This window comes from Phaeobacter sp. NW0010-22, from assembly GCF_040365955.1.
Lineage (GTDB): Bacteria > Pseudomonadota > Alphaproteobacteria > Rhodobacterales > Rhodobacteraceae > OMPR01.
The window spans coordinates 13,785-38,195 of record NZ_BAABWT010000008.1 but is presented as its reverse complement, the minus strand read 5'-3'; the positions used below and the strand labels follow the sequence as shown (position 1 = coordinate 38,195).

At 55.6% G+C, this 24,411-nt stretch carries 23 protein-coding genes; 9 read left to right on the top strand and 14 right to left on the bottom strand.

Going from position 1 to position 24,411, the window contains the following annotated elements:
* Positions 1–138: 138 nt before the first annotated feature.
* The 4 genes from ABWV33_RS16965 to ABWV33_RS16950 are packed head-to-tail and all read left to right on the top strand — an operon-like array spanning position 139 to position 4,055.
* The gene (locus tag ABWV33_RS16965) at positions 139–789 is read left to right on the top strand and encodes a paraquat-inducible protein A (protein WP_353332415.1); all 651 of its coding nucleotides are present in this window, start codon (positions 139–141) and stop codon (positions 787–789) included.
* The gene (locus tag ABWV33_RS16960) at positions 786–1,397 is read left to right on the top strand and encodes a paraquat-inducible protein A (protein ID WP_353332413.1); all 612 of its coding nucleotides are present in this window, start codon (positions 786–788) and stop codon (positions 1,395–1,397) included. Before ABWV33_RS16965 ends, ABWV33_RS16960 begins: the two co-directional genes overlap by 4 nt.
* Positions 1,390–3,483, top strand: a complete 2,094-nt coding sequence (locus tag ABWV33_RS16955; RefSeq protein ID WP_353332411.1) for an MlaD family protein — start codon at positions 1,390–1,392, stop codon at positions 3,481–3,483. Before ABWV33_RS16960 ends, ABWV33_RS16955 begins: the two co-directional genes overlap by 8 nt.
* A gap of 2 nt (positions 3,484–3,485) precedes the next feature.
* Positions 3,486–4,055, top strand: coding sequence for a PqiC family protein (locus tag ABWV33_RS16950; RefSeq protein WP_353332409.1), 570 nt, complete (start codon positions 3,486–3,488; stop codon positions 4,053–4,055).
* Between the two features lie 13 nt (positions 4,056–4,068).
* On the opposite strand, the gene ABWV33_RS16945 is transcribed toward ABWV33_RS16950, so the two are convergent.
* The 8 genes from ABWV33_RS16945 to lpdA form a co-directional block, all read right to left on the bottom strand.
* The gene (locus ABWV33_RS16945; RefSeq protein WP_353332407.1) at positions 4,069–5,058 is read right to left on the bottom strand and encodes a helix-turn-helix domain-containing protein; all 990 of its coding nucleotides are present in this window, start codon (positions 5,056–5,058) and stop codon (positions 4,069–4,071) included.
* Positions 5,059–5,174: 116 nt separating this feature from the next.
* A complete protein-coding gene (gcvP, locus tag ABWV33_RS16940) occupies positions 5,175–8,030 on the bottom strand; it encodes an aminomethyl-transferring glycine dehydrogenase (protein ID WP_113822202.1) in 2,856 nt (951 codons plus the stop codon).
* Between the two features lie 81 nt (positions 8,031–8,111).
* Positions 8,112–8,477, bottom strand: coding sequence for a glycine cleavage system protein GcvH (gcvH, locus tag ABWV33_RS16935; protein ID WP_353332405.1), 366 nt, complete (start codon positions 8,475–8,477; stop codon positions 8,112–8,114).
* A gap of 18 nt (positions 8,478–8,495) precedes the next feature.
* Positions 8,496–9,593 (bottom strand): glycine cleavage system aminomethyltransferase GcvT, encoded by a 1,098-nt coding sequence (gcvT, locus tag ABWV33_RS16930; protein WP_353332403.1) that lies wholly within the window; start codon positions 9,591–9,593, stop codon positions 8,496–8,498.
* Between the two features lie 24 nt (positions 9,594–9,617).
* Positions 9,618–10,031: a universal stress protein gene (locus ABWV33_RS16925; RefSeq protein ID WP_113822205.1), complete on the bottom strand. Its 414-nt coding sequence runs from the start codon at positions 10,029–10,031 to the stop codon at positions 9,618–9,620.
* An 82-nt stretch (positions 10,032–10,113) separates the two neighbouring features.
* On the bottom strand, positions 10,114–11,481 hold the full coding sequence (locus ABWV33_RS16920; protein WP_121998854.1) for an alanine/glycine:cation symporter family protein: 1,368 nt from the start codon (positions 11,479–11,481) through the stop codon (positions 10,114–10,116).
* Between the two features lie 39 nt (positions 11,482–11,520).
* Positions 11,521–12,459, bottom strand: coding sequence for a lipoyl synthase (lipA, locus tag ABWV33_RS16915; protein ID WP_113822207.1), 939 nt, complete (start codon positions 12,457–12,459; stop codon positions 11,521–11,523).
* Between the two features lie 15 nt (positions 12,460–12,474).
* Entirely contained in the window at positions 12,475–13,857 is a 1,383-nt protein-coding gene (lpdA, locus tag ABWV33_RS16910; protein ID WP_353332400.1) for a dihydrolipoyl dehydrogenase, read from the bottom strand.
* A gap of 175 nt (positions 13,858–14,032) precedes the next feature.
* Between lpdA and ABWV33_RS16905 the strand changes: the two genes are divergently transcribed.
* The 3 genes from ABWV33_RS16905 (at position 14,033) to ABWV33_RS16895 (ending at position 16,820) form a co-directional block, all read left to right on the top strand.
* A complete protein-coding gene (locus tag ABWV33_RS16905; RefSeq protein ID WP_113822209.1) occupies positions 14,033–14,647 on the top strand; it encodes a helix-turn-helix domain-containing protein in 615 nt (204 codons plus the stop codon).
* Between the two features lie 138 nt (positions 14,648–14,785).
* Complete coding sequence (nadE, locus tag ABWV33_RS16900; RefSeq protein ID WP_353332398.1) at positions 14,786–15,766, top strand: NAD(+) synthase; 981 nt, start codon at positions 14,786–14,788, stop codon at positions 15,764–15,766.
* A 151-nt stretch (positions 15,767–15,917) separates the two neighbouring features.
* Complete coding sequence (locus tag ABWV33_RS16895; RefSeq protein ID WP_353332396.1) at positions 15,918–16,820, top strand: LysR family transcriptional regulator; 903 nt, start codon at positions 15,918–15,920, stop codon at positions 16,818–16,820.
* A 173-nt stretch (positions 16,821–16,993) separates the two neighbouring features.
* On the opposite strand, the gene comE is transcribed toward ABWV33_RS16895, so the two are convergent.
* The 5 genes from comE to ABWV33_RS16870 form a co-directional block, all read right to left on the bottom strand.
* Entirely contained in the window at positions 16,994–17,557 is a 564-nt protein-coding gene (gene comE / locus ABWV33_RS16890; RefSeq protein ID WP_353332394.1) for a sulfopyruvate decarboxylase subunit beta, read from the bottom strand.
* 2 nt (positions 17,558–17,559) lie between these two features.
* Positions 17,560–18,057, bottom strand: coding sequence for a sulfopyruvate decarboxylase subunit alpha (gene comD, locus ABWV33_RS16885; protein ID WP_113822213.1), 498 nt, complete (start codon positions 18,055–18,057; stop codon positions 17,560–17,562).
* 106 nt (positions 18,058–18,163) lie between these two features.
* Complete coding sequence (locus ABWV33_RS16880) at positions 18,164–18,442, bottom strand: WGR domain-containing protein (protein ID WP_353332392.1); 279 nt, start codon at positions 18,440–18,442, stop codon at positions 18,164–18,166.
* A 262-nt stretch (positions 18,443–18,704) separates the two neighbouring features.
* A complete protein-coding gene (locus tag ABWV33_RS16875) occupies positions 18,705–19,793 on the bottom strand; it encodes a ParB N-terminal domain-containing protein (RefSeq protein ID WP_353332390.1) in 1,089 nt (362 codons plus the stop codon).
* Positions 19,790–21,097 carry an AAA family ATPase gene (locus ABWV33_RS16870; protein ID WP_353332388.1) on the bottom strand — a complete coding sequence of 436 codons (1,308 nt, stop codon included), beginning with the start codon at positions 21,095–21,097 and terminating at the stop codon, positions 19,790–19,792. The genes ABWV33_RS16875 and ABWV33_RS16870 overlap by 4 nt, the downstream gene beginning before the upstream one ends.
* Positions 21,098–21,601: 504 nt before the next feature.
* Between ABWV33_RS16870 and ABWV33_RS16865 the strand changes: the two genes are divergently transcribed.
* Positions 21,602–22,291, top strand: coding sequence for a hypothetical protein (locus ABWV33_RS16865; RefSeq protein ID WP_121998863.1), 690 nt, complete (start codon positions 21,602–21,604; stop codon positions 22,289–22,291).
* Here the strand turns inward: ABWV33_RS16865 and ABWV33_RS16860 are convergent.
* A complete protein-coding gene (locus tag ABWV33_RS16860) occupies positions 22,281–23,234 on the bottom strand; it encodes a LysR substrate-binding domain-containing protein (protein WP_353332386.1) in 954 nt (317 codons plus the stop codon). The genes ABWV33_RS16865 and ABWV33_RS16860 overlap by 11 nt on opposite strands.
* An 88-nt stretch (positions 23,235–23,322) precedes the next feature.
* Here ABWV33_RS16860 and ABWV33_RS16855 point away from each other — a divergent pair, with 88 nt between their 5' ends.
* Positions 23,323–24,411 carry a hypothetical protein gene (locus tag ABWV33_RS16855; RefSeq protein ID WP_353332384.1) on the top strand — a complete coding sequence of 363 codons (1,089 nt, stop codon included), beginning with the start codon at positions 23,323–23,325 and terminating at the stop codon, positions 24,409–24,411.

The following is a 24,411-nucleotide window of genomic DNA, read 5'->3' as shown; positions in this document are numbered from 1 at the left end:
TCTCTCCGAGACACGCAGCAATAATTTGATCACTTTTTGCGACCAGCTCAAAACCCCGTAGATTGACAACCGGCCAGACAAGCACCATTGAAAAGAAGGAGCCAACAGCCTCCATCAAGTTTCTAGTACAAGTGCCACATGACACCTGAACAGATTGGATTTAAGGCAGCTTTCGCCCAAGACCCCGACAGCCTGATTGCCTGTCCCGCCTGCGATACGTTGCATATTCTGGACCCCGTATCAGCCGGGCAAACGGCCTATTGCACCTGCTGTGGTTTCAAACTGATGGCGCCGAAAGCCAACACCTTTGACCGAACAATCGCGCTGGCGGTGACATCTGCAATCCTGATGATTGCAGTTCTGAGTTTTCCGTTTCTCAAAATGTCCAAGTCCGGGTTGTCGCACGAGGCGTCGATCCTCGATATCATTTTTGGATTGGCACATGGCTGGTACAACCTGCTGGCCTTTGCGGTTGCTATGTTTGTCGTCACCCTCCCGATGGCACGAGCCGGGGCGTTGGTCTACGTGTTGTGGGCCCTCAAACACCACCGTGCCCCCTATCGGGCCAAAGAAGTCTTTCTGTTTGCCGAACGGCTGAACCCTTGGGCCATGTCCGAGATCTTCATCATCGGAACAGGGGTGGCGCTGGTTAAAATGGCCGGATTGGCAACGATAAGTTTTGGCAAAGCGTTTTGGTTGTACTGCCTGTTGGTTCTCATCATTGGCCTGAAAAATGCGGCCCTGTGTCGGTGGACCGTCTGGTCCCTGATCCGAAAGGCGCCAACATGACCCGCGCCACAGATCTGGATTGGATCGGATGCCACACCTGCGGATCGGTTCATCAACCCGACACTCAGCACTGCCGCACCTGCGGGGCGCATCTCTATGCGCGGCTCCCTCACAGCCTGCAAAAAGTCTGGGCCTGGCTCATCACCGGGGTTCTCTTTCTTATCCCCGCAAACATTTACCCGCTGCTAAGTAATCTGATCTTGGGGCACGAAGAAGGGCACACAATCCTCGAAGGCGTGGTGATCTTTTTCCAGACCGGCGACTATTTCGTCGCCCTCGTCATTTTTGTTGCCAGCTTGCTGATCCCCTTTGTCAAAATCCTGATAATCGGGTTTCTGGTGCTCAGTATTCAGTTTGGATGGCAGCTCAACGAACACACACGTCTTTTGCTGTATGAGTTTGTCGAATTCATTGGACGCTGGTCGATGATTGACGTCTTTGTTGTTGCGCTGTTAACCGGCCTCGTAAATCTGGGTGCTGTCATCTCAATTCTACCCGGAGCAGGTGCAATCTGCTTTGCACTCTCGGTGATATGCACCATGATTTCGGCGCAGTGCATCGACTCCAAACTCATCTGGGACACAGGGAAAGGCCCCAAACATGACTGACTCGCAGGGCCTTCCCAAACCCATCGTGAAAGATCAAAAACCCGGATTGCTTGCGCGGATGTCTTTGATCTGGCTTGTCCCGGTCCTTGCTTTGGCCGGGGCCCTCGGATTGGCATGGGACACCTACCGACAGCGCGACGTGACCATAGAAATCACCTTCCCAGAAGCCAGCGGAATCGAACCCGGAAAGACCCTGATCAAGTTTCGCGAAGTCACCGTCGGAACCGTTGCTGAATTGGGGTATTCAGAGGATCTGACCAAGGTCGTGGTGCAAGCAAACATTCACCGCAAAATGGCCCAATATCTGGATACCGACACCCAGTTTTGGTTGGTGACCGCAAAGATCACCGCGAGCGGTGTAACGGGTTTGAACACGCTCTTGTCTGGGTCACACATCAATGTTGAATGGGACACCGATGTCGTCGAGCCAAGTCGCAAATTCGTTGCCTTGGCTGATGCCCCTATTATTCTGCCCGGCGCCAAAGGTGCTGAAATTCTGCTTACCAGCCCAGTGAGCGGCTCGGTCGCTGTCGGGGCCCCGATCCTGCACAAAGGTGTCGCAATGGGTAAGGTCGAAGCCGTGGGTTTTGATCAAGCAAGCGACTCTGTTTTGATAACTGCTTTTGTCAATCATCCCTATGACGCTTTGGTGAACACCGGGACACGCTTTTGGAACGCGTCCGGTATCAACATTGAGCTGAACGACAGCGGGCTGCAACTGAACGTGGGCAGCCTGTCTTCCCTTCTACAAGGGGGCATTGAATTTGACACCACGATGTCAGGTGGCGCGCCCATCGGGCCAAAGGCAACCTTTGATCTGTACGCAACCAAAGACCTGGCGAAAGAGAGTTTGCTGGATGATGATCTGCGCGCCACTGTCCATCTGACATCCAGCTTTGCCGGATCCGTCAAAGGTTTGAAAGAAGGGTCTGACGTTCTGTTTCGGGGTTTGAAGATTGGCCAGATCATCAATCTGTCAGCAACTGCCAGAACGGACGACGCTGGCAAACCTGAGATCGTCATGGAAGCGGCTTACACCGTTCAACCCGGGCGCTTGGGGCTGGCGGAAGTTAAAACCAAAGAGCAAACGCTGGACCTGTTGGCAGAGATGGTTTCTAAATCAAACCTGCGCGCGCGTCTGGCCCCGAACTCCATTTTTTCGGGTGGTTTGCACATAGAACTGTACGAAGATCCAGAAGCTGAAAGCGCCGCATTGAAGCGGGATCAGATCCCCTACCCCGTCTTGCCCTCGACCCCGACATCACCAGAGACCCTGACAATCGCGGCGGAAAGCGTTCTCAATCGCGTCGCCTCTCTGCCAATCGAAGAGTTGATGGATCGCGCCATCAAAGTGATAAGCGAAATTGATACGCTACTGGCAAACCAAGACACTCAGGCGCTGCCTGCAGATGTGCGTGCCTTGCTGAGCAACGTGAACACCATCGCCACCTCGGATGGTCTCAAGAAACTGCCCGATGATTTGCATGACACGCTGGCAACGGTTCAGGACCTGCTCGACACGTTCGAGACCAACGATGGGGTGACGAACATTGTTGAATCGCTCAAGGATGTGCGGACTGCCGTAGCGTCAATCTCGACCGCGAGCGACAAACTGCCTGCTCTCTTGGAAGACATCGATACATTTGTGGGCAAAGCCAATGGGCTGCCCTTGGAAAGCGTCGTCACCTCGGCCGATGATGTGCTGAAATCAACCAACGAATTCCTCAGCAACGAAGACATGGCACAAGTGCCCGGCGCGTTGTCCGGTGCCCTGGAGCAGGCGAACCTGACACTGAAAGAATTGCGTGACGGGGGCGCTGTCGCACAGCTGAATCGCACGTTAAGTTCGGCGGGTGATGCGGCGGAAAACATTTCTATCGCGGTCAAAGACCTGCCGGAACTGGCAAAGCGACTGGATCAGCTTGCAGACACGGCAGAAGATACAATCGGTGCCTACGGCCCCTCTTCGCCGGTCAATCGCGAGGTGCAGGCCGCCATTCAGGACCTGCGCAGTGCGGTCAAATCGCTGAACGCGTTGGTGCAGGCCATCAGACGCAAACCCAACTCCCTCTTGGTAGGACGTTAACCATGCTCAAGTTTTTTCGCCCTGTCCTAGCGGGTTTGATTATTGCAGCCCTCGCGAGCTGTTCAACCAACCAAGAACGCTATTTGCTGCCCCCCATTGAAAACGTCAAAACCTATCGATCTGGCGTGCGCACGGTAGAAGTCACGCGCATAGACCTGCCGGCTTATGCCGAAGACAGCGAAATTTCCGTACTCGGCGAAGACGGCGTTTTGCGCCCGACCAAAAGCGGCTTTTGGGCAGATGCCCCGGACCGGGCCCTGACCGAACTCTTGGCGGCTGGATTGGATCAATCTCTTTCCGCGTCAGTGGCCGCCGAGCCTTGGCCCTTTGAAACGCCCCCAGATGTGCAGGTCGAAATCAAGGTGCACAATCTGTCTGGAATTCCCGGTCAGGTGCTTACCCTTTCGGGTCAGTATTTCCTGACCTCACCGGCGCACGGGCATTTGGAACGCGCGCATCGGTTTTCGTTCGCGGTGCCAATGGCCGATGACAGTTTAAACGCGGTCGCGGCGGCGCAATCGCAAGCCATCAAACTGCTGGTCGAAGACATCGCGCGTCGGATCGCCAACTAACCCCGGCTTGCCGTCAGCTCATCACACCATCAAACGCATGCCGCCGTACGGCTTGCGGACTCATCCCGTATTCCGTGCGAATCCATCGCGCGAGGTTAGAATGCGTGCCAAATCCGGTGGCCACGATGATTTCAGATAGGTTCAAACTGGTATGAACCAGCAATTGATGCGCCCGCTCGATCCGGAGCGCGCGGTATGCAACCAATGGTCCTGTGCCCGTCTTTTCCAGAAAACGCCGTTGCAGTTTGCGCGTAGACACACCTTGGGCTTGAGCTAAATCACAGATCATCAAAGGCTCTTCGATATGTTCCTGCATCAGGGCTAGCGTGTTGTCGATCAACTTGTCCCCCCGCGCACGATGGCGCAGATCCAGAACAACCTTGCTTTGATTGCGCGTATTGCCACTGCTTAATCCGACATAGTCCCCCAGCGAATTAGCAATGAACTGACCATGATCGTTGCCAATCATCCCGATCAACAACGGCAGGGCTGCAAAGCCACTAATTGCGCTGTGGACCTGTTTGGAAACAGCGTGGTGTTTACCCCGCCCCGCATCATTCAGGTTCTCTTCCAATGCTGCGGCATAAAAATTGGGATGGATCGCAACGCTGTGATGATCCTGCACTCCAATTTCGCGTAGCAGAAAAATCGCCCCGCCAACCAGGACAGATCGCGTTGCCAGTCGCAGGATTTGATGCACCCGCTTCTGTTCGACAGACGTCAGGCCCCATCGCGAATGGATATCGCCCAGAAAGATCACAGACCGTCGGGTCCAGTATCGCGGGTCTTCGGACGCGCGCGCCGCGAGGTTTTGAACCGTAATCCGATAGGGCATCGAATGGATCAGGTCATTGGCCGCCTCAAACAAATCCGCAAACATCTGCGCGGCAGACGGCGGCATGTTGGCCGGCAGGATAATATCAATGTCGTGGACCTGCGTTGGGGCCACGGGGTACGTCACAACGGGCGATACAGCCTGAGGTACGGATGCGAAATAGGTCACGTCTGTCTCCTCTTGCGGGTATAGGAATGGGCGCGCATCCTGTGCGCGTCCGGTTCATCAAAGGGGATGAAGGTCACCCCGCCCACTGTTCAGGCGGGGTGAGAGTGTGTTGTGGCTTAAGCCACGTCGTCTTCGTAGTCCGACATTGGTGGGCAGGTGCAAATCAAGTTCCGGTCACCATAGGCGTTATCGACCCGGTTCACCGGAGACCAATATTTGTCCACGCCCAAGCTGCCTGCAGGGAAACACGCCTGTTCACGGGTGTAAGGACGATCCCAGTCACCAACCAGATCGCGCACGGTGTGGGGTGCGTTTTTCAGCGGGTTGTTTTCCGGGTCGATCTTGCCATCAATGATGTCCTGCGCCTCGGCCCGGATCGACAGCATCGCTTCGCAGAAACGATCCAGTTCCGCTTTAGGTTCGGATTCTGTTGGCTCAACCATCAGCGTCCCAGCAACCGGCCATGACATGGTCGGTGCGTGGAACCCGCTATCAACCAAACGCTTGGCAATATCGTCCACTGAGACATGACCAGCTACATCCAACGGACGCGTATCAAGGATACATTCATGCGCCACACGACCGGTTTCAGACGTGTAGAGAATGTCATACGCATCCTTAAGCCGTGCCGCGATGTAGTTGGCGTTCAGGATCGCAACTTTGGTCGCTTGGGTCAGACCCGCACCACCCATCAGCAGAACATAAGCCCAGCTGACCGGCAGGATCGAAGGTGATCCAAACGGAGCCGCAGAAACCGGACCCACAGCTGTGCCATATTCCGGGTGACCTGGCAGGTGCTCGGTCAGGTGTGCCTTAACACCGATCGGACCCATGCCGGGGCCGCCGCCGCCGTGGGGAATGCAGAACGTTTTGTGCAGGTTCAGGTGGCTGACGTCGCCGCCAATATCACCCGGACGCGACAGACCCACCATGGCGTTCATGTTCGCGCCATCGATGTAAACCTGACCGCCATGTTCATGGGTGACGTCACAGACTTCTTGCACAGTGGTTTCAAACACACCGTGGGTCGAGGGGTATGTGATCATACACGCCGCAAGATGGTCCGAGTGCTTTTCAGCCTTTGCCCGGAAATCGGCGACATCGATGTTGCCATCTTCGTCCGCTTTGACCGGAACAACCTGATAGCCCACCATCTGCGCCGACGCCGGGTTGGTGCCGTGTGCCGAGGTTGGGATCAGACACACATTCCGATGCGCTTCGCCCCGTGCCGCGTGATAGTTGCGGATGGTCAACAGACCCGCGTATTCGCCCTGCGCACCCGAGTTGGGCTGCTGGGAAATCGCATCATAGCCAGTGATCTGACACAGTTTGTCGTTCAGATCATCGATCATCTCATGATACCCCAGCGCCTGATCTTTCGGGCAGAAGGGGTGCAGGTTGCTGAATTCCGGCCACGTCACCGGGATCATTTCGATGGTCGCGTTCAGCTTCATGGTACAGCTGCCCAGCGGGATCATCGCACGATCCAGTGCCAGATCGCGGTCGGCCAGACGGCGCATGTAGCGGGTGATTTCTGCTTCGGCCCGGTTTTTGTGGAAAATCGGGTGAGTCAGGTATTCGCTTTCGCGCAGCGCATGCTCAGGCAAACGATAGTGGCTGTTCGAGCTGTCATCTTTCTGGTCGATGCCAAACGCACCCCAGACCGCTTCGATTGTTTCGGCGCGGGTCTGTTCGTCCAGCGAGATGCCAACCTTGCTTTCACCGACTTTGCGCAGGTTCACACCACGCGCAACTGCGGCTTCCATGACGGTTTTCTGCATCGGACCAACTTCGACGGTGATCGTGTCAAAGAAGACTTCGGGCTCAACCTTGAAACCATGCTGTTCTAGACCGTTGGCCAAACGCGAGGTTTTCCGGTGCACCGACTGGGCAATCGCTTTGATGCCATCGGGTCCGTGATAAACCGCATACATCGACGCGATTACGGCCAGCAGCGCCTGAGCGGTACAGACGTTCGAGTTCGCTTTTTCGCGGCGGATGTGCTGTTCACGAGTTTGCAGCGACAAACGGTAGGCTTGGTTGCCCCGGCTATCAATCGACACACCGATGATCCGACCCGGCATAGACCGTTTCAGTTTATCAGTTGTCGCCATGTAGGCCGCGTGTGGTCCGCCATAGCCCATTGGAACGCCAAACCGCTGGGTCGTCCCGATCGCGATGTCGGCCCCCATTTCGCCGGGTGACTTCAGCAATGCCAGTGACAGGATGTCAGCGGCAACAATCGCGATGCCTTTGTGTTCGTGCAACGCAGCAATCTGCGCTGTGAAATCCTGAACGTGGCCGTCGGTGCCCGGGTATTGGAAAATCGCACCAAAAACGGCACCGGCTTCCAACTCGGATGGGTCCGCAACCTGCACGTCGATGCCCATAGGCTCGGCGCGGGTTTTGATAACTTCGATGGTTTGTGGGTGGCAGTTTTTGTCGACAAAGAATGCCGCATTGTTTGCCTTAGAGCGGCCGCCACGTTTGGCCATGGCCATCGCTTCGGCAGCAGCAGTCGCTTCGTCCAACAAAGATGCGTTGGCAACGTCAAGACCGGTGAAATCCGAAACCATGGTTTGGAAGTTCAACAGCGCCTCAAGACGGCCTTGGGAAATCTCAGGCTGGTATGGCGTATAGGCCGTGTACCACGCGGGGTTTTCCAGAATGTTGCGCAGAATCGGCGCCGGTGTGGTGGTGCCGTAGTAGCCCTGCCCGATCAGCGATGTCAGAACTTTGTTCTTGCTCGCGATCTCTTTCATGTGGAACAGCGCGTCACGCTCTGTCATCGCCGGACCCCAGTCCAACGCTTCTTTCTGGCGGATCGCAGGAGGCACGGTGGCGTCAATCAGCTCGTCCAGCGTTTTGAAGCCGATCGTCTTCAACATCGTCGCCATTTCCTGCGGTGACGGTCCGATGTGACGGCGATTGGCAAAGTCGTAGGCTTCGTAATCGGTGAGTTTGAAGGCCATGGTCAGCGCTCCTGATGTCAAATGTCCAACCCGCCGGACCCTATGAAAACGTCCGGCGAGCGTAGTTTTGAAAAGATGGGTTTACCCGATCAGGGCTTTGTATCCATCCAGATCCATCAGCTCTTCGAGCTGTGCGGCGTTTGCCAGTTTGACCTTATAGATCCAAGCGTCGCCTTCGGGGCTTTCGTTCAGGGCGCCCGGGTTATCTTCGAGATCGCCGTTCACTTCGACAACTTCGCCATCCAGCGGAGCGTAGATTTCCGACGCCGCTTTGACGGATTCGATCACGCCGATTTCGTCGCCTTTTTCGAACTCATCACCAGCTTCTTTTTGCTCGATGAAAACGATCTCGCCCAGCTGGTCAGCGGCGTGCTTGGTGATGCCGATTGTGGCGACGTCACCTTCGACGAGGACCCATTCGTGCTCTTCTGAAAAATAGGTGGCCATTTTTAAATGCTCCCGGATTTAGCGTTTGTAGTTTTGCTGCACAAAAGGCAGCGATACGATTTCGGCAGGCTGAGCCTTGCCGCGAATGATGAGGTTAACCTTTTCGCCCGGTTCACCGTGACCTGCGGAAACGTAACCCATCGCAACGGGCCCGCCAACAGTGGGGCCAAAGCTGCCCGAAGTGATTTCACCGATGGTACTGCCTTCAAGACATTGGACTTCCACGTGCTGACGCGCGGGGGCCCGACCGGTTGGTTTGATCCCGACCAGTTTCTTGGCGGCACCCTCGGCCAGTTCCTTTTGGATGCGCGCGGCACCGGGAAACCCGCCTTCTTCTTTGCGGCGCTTCTGCATCGCCCAACCCAAGCTGGCCTCAACAGGTGAAGTCGACTGGTCGATGTCGTTGCCATAGAGGCAAAGGCCTGCTTCCAGACGCAAGGAATCCCGCGCGCCCAAACCAGCCGGTTCGCAGTCGTCATGCGCAAGGAAGGCCCGTGTGACTTCGATCGCCTTGTCTTCTGGGATCGAAATTTCATAGCCATCTTCGCCGGTGTAACCCAGACGCGAGATGCGGCATTCAACGCCTGCGATGTCGGCCACGATGGATTCCATGAATTTCATGTCCCGCGCAGCGGGGCACAATTCGCCCACAACGTTTTCAGCAGCCGGACCCTGAACCGCCACCAAAGCGCGGTCAAAAATCTCGGTCACTTCGACGCCGTCCAGATTGGCCTCCATATGCGGGATGTCCTGGTGACGCAGACCGGCGTTTACCACAACAAAGAAATGATCACCTGCGTTGGACACGATCAGGTCATCCATGATGCCGCCGTCTTCGTTGGTAAAGAAACCATAACGCGCCTTGCCCTCTTTCAAGGTCGCATAGGCCTGCGGGCAGAGCGTTTCCAGCTTTTCGCCCACGTTTTCGCCGCGCAGGATCACCTGACCCATGTGGCTGACGTCAAACAGGCCCGCTTTGGCGCGGGTATGATTATGTTCGCCCATGATGCCCATGGGGTACTGAACCGGCATTTCCCAGCCGGCAAAATCGACCATCTTGCCGCCGAGTTCGACGTGCAGGTCATAAAGAGGAGTTCGTTTGGGGGCGTCGGACATATCAGTCACCTTTTTCAAACAGGGTCAGTCGCGAACGACCATGACGGTGCAATGCGCATTGCGCACAACCCGCGCGAGGTTCGGGCCGATTTCGTAGTTCGGGAAATCACCCTTGGCTGATGCCATAATAATCATATCGTAGCCGTCTTTGTGTGCCAATTTCAGGATTTCGCGATAAACGCTGCCTTCCTGAATCTGGACCGGCACATCAGCGGCGTTATTTGCGGCCAAGATGGCCTCTACTTTGCCATGGACATAGTCCCGGGCACCCGCCCCATACCCTTCGGGCAGGTTGGGCAGCTGGATGATTTCAGGGATGACCTCAACAGCGTGCAGCTCGGCGCCATAAAACTTGGCCTGTTCCAGTGCGACAGGCAGTGCCTTTTTCCACGAACGGTCGTCCGTGTGATCAATCGGAAGCAGGATTTTGGTAGCCATCCGTCATCTCCTCGAAGAATGTGAAATTCGTTTCAGATACGAAGGGCCATCACAGCCCCCCGTTGTCTGTATATGCCCGAGATTACTTGGCGGTATCACCAGCTTCGGATGCACCATTTGAGGCAAAGAACTCTTTCGTCAGTTTAAAGACGACAGGGCTCAGCAAGGCCAGTGCGATCAGGTTCGGGATTGCCATCATTGCGTTCAGCGTATCCGCCAACAACCAGACAAAGCCGAGATCAGCAGTTGCGCCAAAGTAAATCGCAACAATCCACAACACGCGGTATGGCATAAGCGCCTTGGCACCAAAGAAGAAGCCCACACATTTTTCGCCATAGAACGACCAGCCCAGAATGGTGGTGAAGGCAAAGATCGACAGAGCAACCGCGATCAGCGCACCACCGATACCCGGCAGCGAAGTTTCAAACGCCAGCGAGGTCAACGCCGCACCAGATTCACCCGATGTCCAAGCCCCTGACGCAATGATCGCCAGACCAGTGATTGAGCAGACGATGATTGTGTCGATGAACGTGCCCAACATCGCAACCAGACCCTGGTTTACAGGACCGGCCGTTGACGCCGCTGCGTGCGCAATCGGAGCGGAACCCAGACCAGCTTCGTTCGAGAATACACCACGGGCAACACCAAAGCGGATCGCGGCCCAAACGGCTGCACCAGCAAAGCCACCTTCGGCAGCGGATGGGGTAAAGGCGTGGGTGAACACAAGGCTCAGCGCGTCGCCAATGGCACCAGCGTTGATCAGCAGAACCAGCAGACCCGCGATGATATAGCTGACGGCCATGAATGGAACCAGTTTACCAGCAACCGCACCGATGCGTGTAATACCACCAAGGATAACAGCCGCGGTCAGAACCATCAGAACAACGCCGGTCACTGACGTGTTTACGCCAAAGTTGCTGTCCAGAACCTGTGCCACACCGTTGGCTTGTACACCGTTGCCGATACCAAACGCAGCGATCGCACCAAACAGAGCAAACGCTGGCGCCAACCAGTACCAGGACGAGCCCAGACCGTTTTTGATGTAGTACATCGGGCCACCGACAAAGTTGCCCAGCTCATCTGTTTCGCGATATTTCACGGCCAGAACGGCTTCGGCATATTTGGTGGCCATGCCTACCAAGGCGGTCATCCACATCCAGAACAAGGCGCCCGGACCGCCCAAGAAGACAGCAGTGGCCACACCGGCAATGTTACCAGTACCGATTGTTGCCGACAGCGAAGTCATCAGCGCGTTGAACGGGCTGATCTGGCCCTCGCCCTGATTTTCGCGGCCTTTGAACAGCAGGCTAAAGCCCGTGCCCAGTTTCAGGATCGGCATGAACTTCAGGCCGACCTGCAAGAAAAAGCCAACGCCCAGAATGAGCACCAACATCAGTGGCCCCCAAACGACGCCATTGATGGCTCCTACGATTGAACTTAACGCTTCCATGGTTTCCCTCCCATTTGCGTTTTCGAATTACTTTGAAGGTCAGGTGCCCGCAGCCAGAGACTGTTGGCGAGCCTGTTTCAAAGCGGCAAAATCTTCGTCCGCATGGAACGAGGATCTGGTCAACGGCGTGGCGGACACGCCGAGGAATCCTTTGCCCCGAGCGATCTGTTCCAGTTGCGCGAATTCTTCGGGCGTCCAGAACCGATCAATCGGGTGGTGTTTCGGAGTGGGCTGCAAGTACTGGCCCACTGTCAGAAAATCGACATTTGCGGCGCGCATATCGTCCATCACCTGACGGACGTCATTCATGCTTTCACCCAGACCAACCATCAGGCCGGATTTGGTGAACATCTGGGGATTGGCGCGTTTGGCGTCATCCAGCAAGCGCAGCGAGGTGTAATAGCGTGCACCGGGACGCACCCGTGGATACAGATGCGGCACGGTTTCCAGATTGTGGTTGAACACATCCGGCGCGGCCTCAAACACCGCATCAGCGGCGTTGCCTTTGCCAAGAAAATCGGGGGTCAGAACCTCGATCGTGGTGTCGGGGGTCTGATGGCGGACGGCGCGAATGGTCTGCGCGATATGATCCGCGCCACCATCGGCCAGATCATCACGATCCACGCTGGTGATCACAACATGGCGCAGGCCCAGTTTTTTCACCGCTTGGGCCACACGACCCGGTTCAAACACGTCCAGCGCATCGGGTTTACCAGTTGAGACGTTGCAGAACGAACAGCCCCGCGTACAGGTCTCACCCATGATCATCATCGTGGCGTGGCGCTGTGACCAACATTCGCCGATGTTGGGGCACGCGGCCTCTTCGCAGACCGTGGTCAAACCATGATCCCGCATCAGGCGGCGGGTTTCATAGTACTCGGCGCTTTCAATCTTTTTCTTGCGGATCCACTTGGGTTTGCGGGGGATCACGCTGTCAGGTTTTTTGGCTTTTTCAGGATGGCGAAGCTGGATGGTCATCTGGCTATTCTCCGATCAGGCGTGAATGGCGCGGCCAAGCGCGTCGAGGCAGGCTTCTTTCACTGCTTCACCCAATGCTGGATGTGCGTGGCAGGTGCGCGCGACTTCTTCAACCGTGGCGCCTTTGGTCATCGCCAGCACCAGTTCGGCGATCAGATCACCGCCGTGTGCGCCGCAGATATGAGCACCAAGAATTGTTCCCTCTGGCGAGGCCAAAACCTTGACCGCGCCATCGGTTTCGCCGGTAGAACGTGCCCGCGAGTTCGCCATGAATGTAAACTTGCCACTGATGTAGTCAGTGCCCGCTTCTTTCAGCGCCTCTTCGGTTAACCCGACCGAGGCCACCTCGGGATCGGTGTAAACCACGCCGGGAACAGTGTTATAATCAACGTGCCCGTGCTGACCCGCCAGCGTTTCGACACAGGCAACCCCGTCTTCTTCCGCCTTGTGCGCCAACATCGGACCCGGAACACAATCGCCAATCGCATAGATGCCAGGAACCGAGGTTTGGAACGCACCGTCTACTTCGATAAATCCGCGTGCATTCACGGCAACACCCAGATCGTCCAAGCCCAGACCCCGTGTCACCGGGCGGCGGCCAATGGCGATCAGTACATTATCTGCTTCGATGGTTTCTTCTTTGTCTTTGCCAACGCGATCCACGGTCAGGGACAGACCGGCATCCGTCTTGTCGATAGATTTCAAAGCGCGACCCAATTGGAACTTGAGTCCACGCTTGGACAGCGCCCGCTGAGACAGCTTGGCAATTTCGCCGTCAATGCCGGGCAGAATGCGATCCAGATATTCAACGACGGTAACTTTGGCGCCCAGTCGTGCCCAAACCTGACCCAGTTCGAGCCCAATAACACCGGCCCCAATCACCACCAGATGATCCGGCACCCTGTCCAGCTTAAGCGCGCCTGTGCTGCTGACCACATCCACTTCGTCGATCTCAACGCCCGGCAGTGGCGTTGGTTCAGACCCCGTGGCGATCAAGATATTCTTGGCTTCGTAAACGTCATCTCCGACCTTCACCTGACCCGGTGCAGGGATGCTGGCCCAGCCTTCGATATGTTCTACACCGTTCTTTTTAAAAAGAAACGCGATCCCCTTAGTCAGATCGCCAACAACCTTATCCTTGCGCCCCATCATAGCGCCCAGATCAAGGCTGGCCCCCTCGACCGAAACACCGTGGGAGGAGAGGTGCTTGAGTTCGGCGAACTTGGCCGAGGAGGTCAACAACGCTTTGGAAGGAATACAGCCCACGTTCAGGCAGGTGCCCCCCAAGGCACCGCGCCCTTCGATACAAGCAACCGAAAGTCCCAGTTGCGCCGCACGGATAGCGGCCACATACCCACCGGGGCCACCACCGATAACGATCAGATCAAATGCACTCATGGGTCTCTCCTCCCCGAGATGGGCGGTGCGGATCGGGTCCGTATGCGCCTGTATGCTGCGTTTCGTCTCCTATAGGAAACTTTTCCCTTTCAGGCAACAAAAGATATCATCAAGAAATTTTGACTAGAAGATACACCAAAGCTAAGCTCTATGAGAAACAGGAGAAAATGCGCGCGTGGAACCGATAAAAAGCGAAGAGACAGGACTTGCCGTAGAGGCAACTGAGGCTCCAGACGGGGAAATCCTAGGCAAAATGATTCGGGATGCTCGCAAAGAAAAGGGCCTGACTCTGGAAGAAGCGGCTAAAGCTGCAGCCATCGGGCGTTCGACGTTATCCAAGATCGAAAACAACCAGACCCGCCCAAGTTTCGAGATTATTCGCCGCCTGATGCAGACGCTGGAACTGGAAACGCCACAGCTGTTTGTACAATCCGCACAAAGCGACATCTCTGGGCGCCGAGATTTCACCCGCAAAGGGTTGGGTGAACACAAAGAAACCAAAACTTATGATCATGAGCTTTTGTGCAGTGAACTGACCAGCAAGCGCATGGTGCCCTATATCAGTACGATCAAAGCCCGCGATGTGACAGAGTTCGACAATTGGGTCCGACATCGCGGCGAAGAGTTCATGTTCGTGCTCAGTGGCGAGTTGACGCTTTATACCGAACACTATCGTCCCCTGCAGATGGCTGCGGGCGACTCGGTCTATTACGATAGCGGAATGGGACACGGATGCGTTTCCACCAGCGCAGAAGACGCCTCTGTTTTGTGGATATCGCTTGCGGATTAAGCAGTCCTGCCCCCTGCCCTCTTTCTCTGACCAGATTCAGCGCTATTTCAAGCCTAGCCGCTTTGACATCCCTGCGCGAACCACATCAAATGCGCGACAACACCCCGAGGGTAAAGCAACAACAGGACGGACCATCGGATGGACCTCAAAACTGAAATTCTGGAACTTTCACGACAGGCGCAGATTGGGCCCCTCAGCCTTTGGCTGGAGGCCGCATTGGATGCCCGTATCGCAGACGGAACATTTGTATCGACCCAGCAACTGCAACAGGACAAAGACGCGATTGTCGCCCAATTGGCTGACTACCGTCAGTCAAACGGTGTTGCCGCCGCTGTAATTGGCATGTCCGGGGGCGTAGACAGCGCCCTGACCGCCGCGCTGTTCAAGGCGGCAGGCTGGGCCGTTCACGGCTACACCCTGCCGATCGAACAAAACCCGCGCGAAACGGAATTGGGTGAAAATGCCTGTCATGCATTGGGCATCAGCCACAGCAACATTGATCTGACACCTCAATATCAGTGCATGCTCGATGGGCTGGCGCAATTGGAACCGGGTCGCGGAGACAAGGATGATCATGGCCACCGCCTACGCCGGGGCAACATCCGGGCGCGCCTCCGCATGGCGACGCTTTATGATCAGGCGCACCGCCACAGCGGCGTTGTTGCAAGCACGGATAACTTTTCCGAACTGGGTGCCGGGTTCTGGACCCTGCACGGCGATGTCGGAGATGTCGCGCCGATCCAATCGTTCCTGAAATCGTGGGAAGTCCCCTGCCTCGCCCGCGCCAGCGGCGTTCCCGAAGATATCTGGCGCGCGACCCCTACAGACGGGCTGGGGATTTCAGCCGGGGATGAGGCTCAGATTGGGACGTCCTATCTGGGGTGGGACCTGATGGTATTGGCTTTGATGGATGCAGTGCAAGCCCCCGGCGCAACTCGTGAAACCCTGCCTGACATTCTCAACTTTGGCGACGACGCTGAAGCCAAACGGATCTTTGATCTGACCTATGCCCGACTGTCGCGCACCGGCTTCAAACGCAACAATCCGCACAACCTGGCCCACCCGCGAGAAAACAGGTATGATAGATTGGCCACTTTTGACGCGTTTTCCGCCACCTAATATGGGTCAGCGGGTCACCAGGCCCTAATAATCTGGTGTGGCCAACCCGGCCACACCATCGACAGCGTGAGACCGGCCAACACACGTCACGCACTGGCAATCACAACCCATTCGGCCTAGACAGAATAAGCTCGGTCAGGGGAAAACGTTGATGTCGATCACATTGCTCAGGACATTGGTTGCGGTCGCAGATCGGGGCAGTTTTGCAAGCGCAGCTGATCAGGTCTGCGTAACCCATGCCGCAGTGGGCCAGCAAATGAAACGGCTTGAATCCCAGCTCCGGGTTGACCTGTTTGACCGGTCGCAAAAGTCACCTCAGTTGAACGCCACCGGTTGGGCGCTGATCCCCAAGGCCCGCGACGTCCTACATGCCTATGACACGATGCTAGAAGGCGTCGTTGGCGAGGCTCGGCTTTATGGGGAGCTCTCGCTGGGTGCGATGCCATCAACGATCGGGGGTTTAGTACCCCAGTCGATCAAACGCCTGATCCGCACCTTTCCCGACCTCCATATCCGGGTTGTGCCGGGTTTGGCCGATGATCTGATCGAACAGGTCGAACGCAGCGGGCTTGATACTGCAATTCTAAGCGTTCCGGACAGCATCCCCCACCAGCTGACATGGCACCTTGTCGCCAAAGAACCCTTGGTTCTGATCACGGCCCCGGATATCCACGAAACCGATCCTGTCGAGATCCTGCAAACCCATCCCTTTATTCGCCACGCAAGACAGACAGCCGCCGGAAAACTGGTAGATCAGTGGCTTTCCGAGAAAAACATAACCGTTCGCCCCACGATGGAGATGGATTCACTCGAAACATTGGCCAACATGGTGTCCTATAATTTGGGTGTCTCAGTTGTCCCGAATTTATGCGTGCCTGACCCGACCTTTGAACGGCTCCGAAAAATTCCCCTAGGGCCTCATGCCCCATTTCGAGAGTTGGGGCTGCTCACACGGGCGGATTCCCCGAAGACCAAGTTAATCGAACGCCTTGTAGAAGAAGTGCGCCAAACGAGTGGCCAAGCGCCTCACCTTAACCCGCCTCTGGGTGATTAACGCTTAGCAGCGAGTTTGCCCCCCCAGCCCCGCTGGCGCGCTGCTCGCCCACAATCTACGGCCCCAATAAGTTGCCGTTGGCGCTCACATATTTACTTTTCGCCAAAATCAGAAATGCCCTGATGTGGACCATCACATCAGGGCATCCTCTGTTTCGCTTTTCAGGAAATCGATTACGCGTTGCGCGCGGCCAATTCCTTCATAAAGCGATCACGAATAACGACTGGATCCATCGTGATAACAGGAACTTTGATGTTGCCGCTTTCGCATTTGCAAACGATCACCGTCATCTTGTCGCTATCCAGCGCCTCTTGCATCACACGCGGGGCATCTTCGGCTTGGCATTCAACGACATTCTCGCAGCCACAGGCGCGCGCTACCTCGGTCAGGGAGGTCTTTTGTCCGGCATAGGTCGGTTGGTCCCCCGTCGAGCCATAGCTGCCGTTGTCGACGATAAACAGGATGTAGTTATCGGCCACGTTGTTCGCAATCGTCGGCAGTGTGCCAAAATTGGTCAGCACCGATCCATCCCCATCGATCGAGATGACCTTTTGGCCCTGTGCCAAGGCGACCCCCAACCCGATCGAGGACGACAGTCCCATCGTGCCAAGCATGTAGAAATTGGTCGGCTGGTCATCCATCATATGCAATTCCTGACTTGGCAGGCCAATGTTGCAGACAACGAATTGGTCAGAGATGACCGGTAGCAAGCTTTTGAGAACCTCAGAGCGGATCATGATCAGTACCCTCCCCAGAATGACGCATCCGTCAGGATTGCGACGGGCTTGTTGCACATAAAGGTGTATTTCAGGATCGCATCCAGTTCCTCAACATCTTCTTCCTTGTGAAAGTGATACGTCGGGATGTTCAACTGGTTGAGCAACGCCTTGGTGTGCACCGCCATTTCAGCCTGACAGGCGACCGGTTCACGCAGTTCCCCGCGATAGCTGATCAGCATCGGCAACGGCATCCGGTAGTATTGCGTCAATGTCACCAGCGTGTTGATGGTCACCCCAATGGCGGTGTTCTGCATGATGATCGCAGAGCGTTTTCCCCCCATGAACGCGCCCGCACACAGGCCGATGCCTTCGTCCTCTTTGTTGGACGGGATGTGGTAAATGCTGTCGTTGGCATCGACTTGATCGATGACCCCCGCAAGCTGTTTGCAAGGCACTGTTGTGACAAACTCGATCTGGTTGTTCACAAAGTCCGAAACAATTTTATCGTTCACTGACATGGGCTGTTTCCATTATGAGATTGGGCACAACCTAAGTAAAGCGTCGCGCAAGGCAAGTCATAATGAATTTACGATATGTAAAGACAAACTTTACATCGAAATCCCTTCAAGGTTCGATGATCTCCAAAGCAAAAGAGCTCTGCTCCGCTCTCGCCCACAAAGACAAACGCTGATAGCCCCGCCTTGCTTTGGCTTTACAGACGGTGGTCTCGGCTTGCTTTGCTTCGTATTGAGTTTCGAATGACACCGTACGCGACTGCCCTTCTCGTGCACCAACTCGCCCCCACCGACGGAGGAAGATCCACGCCCCCAACATATCGCGATACACATCCGTGACATAGAAACGGTGCATATTCTGGTCTGGCTCGTGTCGTTCCAAATACATACTGCTCACCCGCGTTATGATCTGCGCCAATACTACGTGCCCGCTACCCTACAGCCCTTTTGATGAAAAATCCAATGCCAACGCGTCAGGATCAACAGGGCCTCCGAAACCGCAAAAACACATTGCCGTCCCCGCGGGGACCCTGTTGAAGTGGGCGGCCCGGACTTAACGTTCTAAAAGCATATCGCACCATAACCCTTTGATATTAAATAAAAATGGCGTGAAAAAGCACGCCGCTTCTCGCCCAGACGAAAACAGCTGCCTACCCTTCCCCGTCAAGCTCGTCAAAAAATGCCTGAACCGAGGCTTCTAACCGCTTACGCTCCAACCCGCTGAAATCGCGATCAAGCTGCAACTCAATCCGCCCATCAGCTGCGATGCATTTCACCACCCCTTCGGGCCGGGTCATCTTGAACGTGGACTTGGCCGTCTTTCTCACTTCGGTCTTGGTTTTCGTGGTCCCACCCGACGCGACAAAGCTTTGCAAGATGGCCTGTTCCGCCACATCATCCCGGTCGGGTCGCGCGCGCAACTCGGACAACAACACCTCGATACGATCTGGCTGATCCTCGACCAGTTTAACCAAACGCAGCCCCAAGGCCCGTGGCATCGCCGCAACGAACAACAGATCATCGCCAATGGCATTTACCAACCGGACAAACGATTTGATATAGCTGCGCTTCTGACGCCCGGATGAGGCATAGAGGATTTCAACCGCCCGGTCATAGCTTTCGATATTCGGGTCTTGGCAGCGATATGAAATGGCCAACCGCGCCAGTTCCCCAAACGAAACATCCCGCCGGACCAGGTTTTCATCCACCATCCGGCGATACAAGTTCTGCAGATCTTCGCCACTGGCGTTGATCCCTGCGGGGATCTTGGCAAACGCTTCGTCGCCCGTTTCTTCGAACAGTTCCCGAAACGCAGAAAGGCGCCGAAACCCTTGGATCAGCTCATAGCGATCACCATTTTTTTCCACCCGGATTGGGTTGGACAAACCGATATCCCGGATCGAGATTTTAAGGTCATCCATATCCTCATCACGGCCGGGTGCCCGATCTCGGGTCAATTTGGTCGTATCAACCAGATCCAAGGGGATCAGATCGGTGATTAGCCCGGCGCGCTTAAGGCGAACATGTTCATGGGCTAGTGCGTCATTCTCGGCCCGAATGGCGGCTTCAGCGCTCTGTCGGGCGGTCACAGCATCCGCATTCTCAGTGATCGCAGTTGCCATCGGGCCACGACGTCCTTCGGGTGCTGGGCTTGATGCGACCACTGGATCAACCTGTGGCGTCTCAACAGCTGGGACATCGTCAAAGTTGATGTCAAACACGCGGCGTTTCTTACTCATGCTCCTGTCTCCTCAATCTCATCCCAGGCTTTGACCAGGTTATCGCGGAATTCAACGTACGCCTGATCAAACGATCCTCGGGCGCGACGCCAAGTTTCACGGGTCATATCCCGGTAATCAATTTCGTAGATAGAGCTTAGGAAGCGCCCTGATTGTTCTACGGCCCGGGTCATTTCAATGGGGTGTTCCGCCAATCTGTCCCCAAAAACCTTTCCAAACGCTGACTGCATCGCGCGGTGCAATTCATTGTTTGGTTCAAACCGGGTCAGAAGAAAGCGCACATCCGTAAATGCCTTGGGCAGCTTGAGTGTCCCCGCGGGGACAGAGCTGCCAAAACGCCCCAGATCTTCGAGCGCTTCGGACAACTGACCGATGAAGGATGTGGTGCTGTCATACTCCCAATATCCGGGCCCCGACGGGATATAGAGTACATCCGCTGCAAACACGGCATTCATCGACTGATACCCAATCGCTGGCGGACAATCGAACAGAATGAGGTCATAGCTGTCGTCTGGCAAGGAATCGAGATACCGCGACACCGCCGCAAAGAACGACCATTCCGGGTTCAGGTGACGGTATTGGGCGCTGGCGAATTCCACAAAGGCCGCGTTGGCGCAGCTCGGTACAATATCAATCGTGGGCCAACTGGTCGGTTTGATAAAATCCGTCACGCGGAGGTCCGACAACCCCATGTCAGTGACCGAAGCGGGCAGGCGTCGTTGGGGCAGGGCCGCGCCACTTTCAGCCCCTTGCACGGCAGCGTTCATCCGTTCTGTTTCGCGGATCAGGTCGCGCGCCATCACGCCCCAGACTGTGAACTCTTCCGAGACATCGCTTAGACCCATCGAATGGCTCAACGTGGCCTGCGGGTCGAAATCAACACACAGAACGCGGTATCCATCCAATGCGGCCGCATGGGCAAAGTGAAGCGCCACTGTGGATTTACCCGCACCGCCTTTGAAATTGGCAATCGCGGCCCGAATGGCGCGCTTACCCGCGGGCCGAGGAGGCATCAGCGATTTGCGATTGACCTTAAGACGGCGGCGTATCTCGTTAATCTCATCGAGTGAATACCACCGCTGCCGGCCGTCTTCTTCCACCAGCCCCTGCGGCAATGATGGGTCAGCCGCCAACCGACCGCGCATTGTGGATTGATTGACCCGAAAGATAAGCTCGGCAACTTCCCAACTGGAAAACCGTCGCAACGTCTTCTCCATTTCGGGGGAGTATGTCTGCTGACGAATAAAGCTCTGCATCTTAAGTGACTGTGCCTGAAGCTGTGCCAAGTCCTGATGAGTGAACATTCTGCCTCCTGTCCCCGCGGGGACAATTCATTGTTTCTTACTGACTCGCCCTTACACTGGACGCTAATTTACCTCTTAACCCCATTTACGCTGATTTGCAGAGAAAGGCAAAACGTAATATCTAAGAAATGAGCGTTCCTATGGTTTTGGACTTTCCCCAGGGTTTCTTGCCTCTGGGTGTTGTGAGACTGGTTTTCCCCAACAAGAGCAGCAATAGCGCAATTAGGGGTCACATTTCGGGAATACCCTAGATATTGGGTGACAAAACTGCTCAAATAAGGGACACACATGAATGTCCCTCTATACCTATAATACCTGATTTTCTTTTTTTGAATTGGGATTAGGTCAAGGCTGAAACCAACAAGCGTCTTGACAGAATCGCGCAAAAGGACGCAAATCACTGCAGTGACCCTAAGAACGCTGAGTTCATGAGTTAGTCACATCAAAATGGGACGCTAGATCCCACAGGTTCGAGGCAGCCACTCAGTGGTAAGAGGAGCAACTATGCTCAAAACAAAATATGCAGGCCAAGGGTCCGCCGCACAAAAGTATGATCTCATCACTGCTTTGGGATCTCACGCGCTTTCTCTGAACAAGACAGAGCAAAGGCGTGTTCTGCGTTTGATAACCCTTGTCACGGCGCGGTATAACTGGGGGCGCAATGAACTTGCCGTCGGCCAGCGAGAAATTGCGCGCTTGTGGTCGTGTGACGAGCGCACTGTAAAACGTGAGATGGCGCGGTTCCGCGCTTTGGGGTGGTTGACGGTTAAACGCCAAGGCGCACGAGGGCGCGTTACGGAATACCAGATGGAACTTGCGGATGTGATGAACGACACCCGCGCTACCTGGGAAGCGGTCGGTCCGGATTTTGCATTGCGAGTCGAAGGCGCTCCGGAACAGACATCCGTTGTCCCGTTCCCCGCGGGGACACAATCGGTTCAGTCCCCGCCGCCGGATATTTCTGACGGCACGGAATGGTCATTGGCTCAGGCAGTCTTACATCAAGAAGATCAGGCCAGGTTTGGGGCGTGGCTACAGGCTTTGACCCGCGGCGAGAGGGCAGGGGGGCGTTTGACTTTGCGCGCACCCTCGCGATTTCATGCCCGGTATGTGCAAAACAATATGGCCCGCGAAGTGTTGCTGGCGTGCCAGGCGGTGGACTCCAGCGTTTCAGAGGTTCTGATTACGGACTGATCAAAGGTTGCGACGACAGTACCGGCGGTGGGATATCTGATTGGGTGCGGGCTTCTTCTTGGATCCAGTCTACGAATTCAGTAATTTTGCGATTGCTTTCAGCGCCTCTTCGATGGACCAGCCAATAGGCAAGATGAGATTTGGCAACGTGGCTGAACGGGCGAACAAGCCGCCCTTCGATCAAGGCATCGGCAACAAGGGGCTCCCGCCCCATTGCAACACCCATTCCTTCGATGGCCGCCTGCAAGACCATATTGGATTGGCCAAACCGACGGGTCCGCGCGGGATCAGGTAAATGCAGCTGGCACGATCGCGCCCAGAACTCCCAGTCAGGACTCGCTGGACCAAACTGTGCATTGTCATCTTGCAATAAGGTATGATGGGCTAGATCAGCGGGACAGGTTAACGGCGCACCAGCTTGTAACAAACCCGGAGAACACACAGGAAAAATGCGTTCTTCCATCAGTTTTTCAACATGAAATCCCGGGTTGTCACCAAAGCCATACCGAATACCCAGATCCGCTTGCGCGGATCCGAATTTTTCCTGTCCTGTATCCGTTGCGATGGAAATGGATAAATGCGGGTGCGCCAGATCGAACCGCATCAATCGTGGAAAAAGCCAGATGAAGGCAAATCCTGGCAGACAACTGATAACAATGGTGTTCTCAGCGCGTTGACGGGACCTGAGGTCCGCACAGACGTCTGAAATGCGACCCAACCCATCGGCAATGGCTTGGGCCAGCACCAGCCCATCTCGCGTGGGTGTGGACTTACGCGCCCCGCGGGTTAGCAGATCTTGACCAACCCATTCCTCGAGCGATTTGACATGCTGGCTGACGGCGCTCTGGCTTACGCCAAGCTCTTCCGCGGCAGCGCTAAAGCTGGCGCGGCGCACGACGACTTCAAACGCACGCAGTGCGGTGTAGGGAAGGTTGATGATCATATAAGTTAAGCTAATGGAACACATTAAACGTTTCAAATGGATAAATTCTCCCAGATGAGAGAGATTGAAGCATATTCTTGGGGGTTTCATGTCCGATATCACGCCAGAACGCGGCGCGTTCAATCTGTTGAACAATTGCGCACAGGCGAAAAGTGGCGATCGTTTGCTAATAGTTTACGAACCGGCAAGCTATGGCTATTTCGATGAACAGGCGGTTGATGTTGTTTGCAACGCGGCAAGAACCCTAAATCTGTTTGTGGATACACTGGATGTCGGGTTCTCACCTGATGCGCCGACACTCACGCCCGAACTCCTTAGCAAATTCGAGCATGCCGACATCGTTCTGTTCCTTGCACGCCTAGGCGATCAATTGCGGTTCTCGGAAATGCCTCAGGGGAAAAAGGTCATCGTTAGTTTTGCCCTTACCCAAGAACTGTTCGGATCGGGATTTAGCAATGGCCATCACGATGCATTCCTCGCGCTGAAATCGCAGGTCAACACGGTCTTGGAGCAGGCGAAAGAGGTGCGCATGACCTGCCCCGCGGGGACAGACGTTGTCGGCACACCGCAGATGGATCTGAGTGCCGCAGGGGACACGTCGGTCTTGCGATTTCCGATGTCTGTCTTCACGCCAGTCCCGGCGCACAGCTTTTCGGGCCGAATTGCGTTGCCCGGGTTTTTGACCGGAACAGGGTCACGGTATTACGACCAATACACCGTTGAATTTGAGGGTCAGGTCTTTGCGCATATGGAGCAGGGGCGTTTGACCGGGTTCGAAGGGGCCGCGTCAGATGTGGCCGTCGCGAATGCGCAGTATGACCGTGTGTCCGACTTGTTTGGCATCGACCGCAACTTTGTCCATTCTTGGCATGCTGGGCTTCATCCCGGATGCGGATACCCATGGGATCTGCGCGACAATTACGAACGCTGGGGCGGGTCAGCGTTTGGGAACCCGCGTATCATGCATTTTCACACCTGTGGGGCCTATGCGCCCGGTGAAATCAGCTGGAATGTCATCGACCCAACAATCGTTGTTGATGGCACGACCCTGTGGGAGAGGGGGCAGTTCCACGCACACCGTTTGCCCGGTGGCGCACAGATCTTGGCCCAGTTCCCCTGTGCTGCGGCCTTGTTTGAGGCCCCTGACAGGGCTATCGGGTTTGCACACAGCGCCTAA

What these genes read in the sequence shown, in the direction of transcription:
- ABWV33_RS16950 (WP_353332409.1), top strand. Translation starts at nt 3,486, where the DNA reads ATGCTCAAGTTTTTTCGCCCTGTCCTAGCGGGTTTGATTATTGCAGCC.
- ABWV33_RS16925 (WP_113822205.1), bottom strand. Translation starts at nt 10,031, where the DNA reads ATGGCTACCAAAATCCTGCTTCCGATTGATCACACGGACGACCGTTCG.
- lipA (WP_113822207.1), bottom strand. Translation starts at nt 12,459, where the DNA reads ATGACCATCCAGCTTCGCCATCCTGAAAAAGCCAAAAAACCTGACAGC.
- ABWV33_RS16955 (WP_353332411.1), top strand. Translation starts at nt 1,390, where the DNA reads ATGACTGACTCGCAGGGCCTTCCCAAACCCATCGTGAAAGATCAAAAA.
- gcvH (WP_353332405.1), bottom strand. Translation starts at nt 8,477, where the DNA reads ATGGCCACCTATTTTTCAGAAGAGCACGAATGGGTCCTCGTCGAAGGT.
- ABWV33_RS16960 (WP_353332413.1), top strand. Translation starts at nt 786, where the DNA reads ATGACCCGCGCCACAGATCTGGATTGGATCGGATGCCACACCTGCGGA.
- ABWV33_RS16895 (WP_353332396.1), top strand. Translation starts at nt 15,918, where the DNA reads ATGTCGATCACATTGCTCAGGACATTGGTTGCGGTCGCAGATCGGGGC.
- lpdA (WP_353332400.1), bottom strand. Translation starts at nt 13,857, where the DNA reads ATGAGTGCATTTGATCTGATCGTTATCGGTGGTGGCCCCGGTGGGTAT.
- ABWV33_RS16855 (WP_353332384.1), top strand. Translation starts at nt 23,323, where the DNA reads ATGTCCGATATCACGCCAGAACGCGGCGCGTTCAATCTGTTGAACAAT.
- ABWV33_RS16920 (WP_121998854.1), bottom strand. Translation starts at nt 11,481, where the DNA reads ATGGAAGCGTTAAGTTCAATCGTAGGAGCCATCAATGGCGTCGTTTGG.
- gcvP (WP_113822202.1), bottom strand. Translation starts at nt 8,030, where the DNA reads ATGGCCTTCAAACTCACCGATTACGAAGCCTACGACTTTGCCAATCGC.
- ABWV33_RS16875 (WP_353332390.1), bottom strand. Translation starts at nt 19,793, where the DNA reads ATGAGTAAGAAACGCCGCGTGTTTGACATCAACTTTGACGATGTCCCA.
- ABWV33_RS16865 (WP_121998863.1), top strand. Translation starts at nt 21,602, where the DNA reads ATGCTCAAAACAAAATATGCAGGCCAAGGGTCCGCCGCACAAAAGTAT.
- nadE (WP_353332398.1), top strand. Translation starts at nt 14,786, where the DNA reads ATGGACCTCAAAACTGAAATTCTGGAACTTTCACGACAGGCGCAGATT.
- comD (WP_113822213.1), bottom strand. Translation starts at nt 18,057, where the DNA reads ATGTCAGTGAACGATAAAATTGTTTCGGACTTTGTGAACAACCAGATC.
- gcvT (WP_353332403.1), bottom strand. Translation starts at nt 9,593, where the DNA reads ATGTCCGACGCCCCCAAACGAACTCCTCTTTATGACCTGCACGTCGAA.
- ABWV33_RS16880 (WP_353332392.1), bottom strand. Translation starts at nt 18,442, where the DNA reads ATGTATTTGGAACGACACGAGCCAGACCAGAATATGCACCGTTTCTAT.
- ABWV33_RS16870 (WP_353332388.1), bottom strand. Translation starts at nt 21,097, where the DNA reads ATGTTCACTCATCAGGACTTGGCACAGCTTCAGGCACAGTCACTTAAG.
- ABWV33_RS16965 (WP_353332415.1), top strand. Translation starts at nt 139, where the DNA reads ATGACACCTGAACAGATTGGATTTAAGGCAGCTTTCGCCCAAGACCCC.
- ABWV33_RS16860 (WP_353332386.1), bottom strand. Translation starts at nt 23,234, where the DNA reads ATGATCATCAACCTTCCCTACACCGCACTGCGTGCGTTTGAAGTCGTC.
- comE (WP_353332394.1), bottom strand. Translation starts at nt 17,557, where the DNA reads ATGATCCGCTCTGAGGTTCTCAAAAGCTTGCTACCGGTCATCTCTGAC.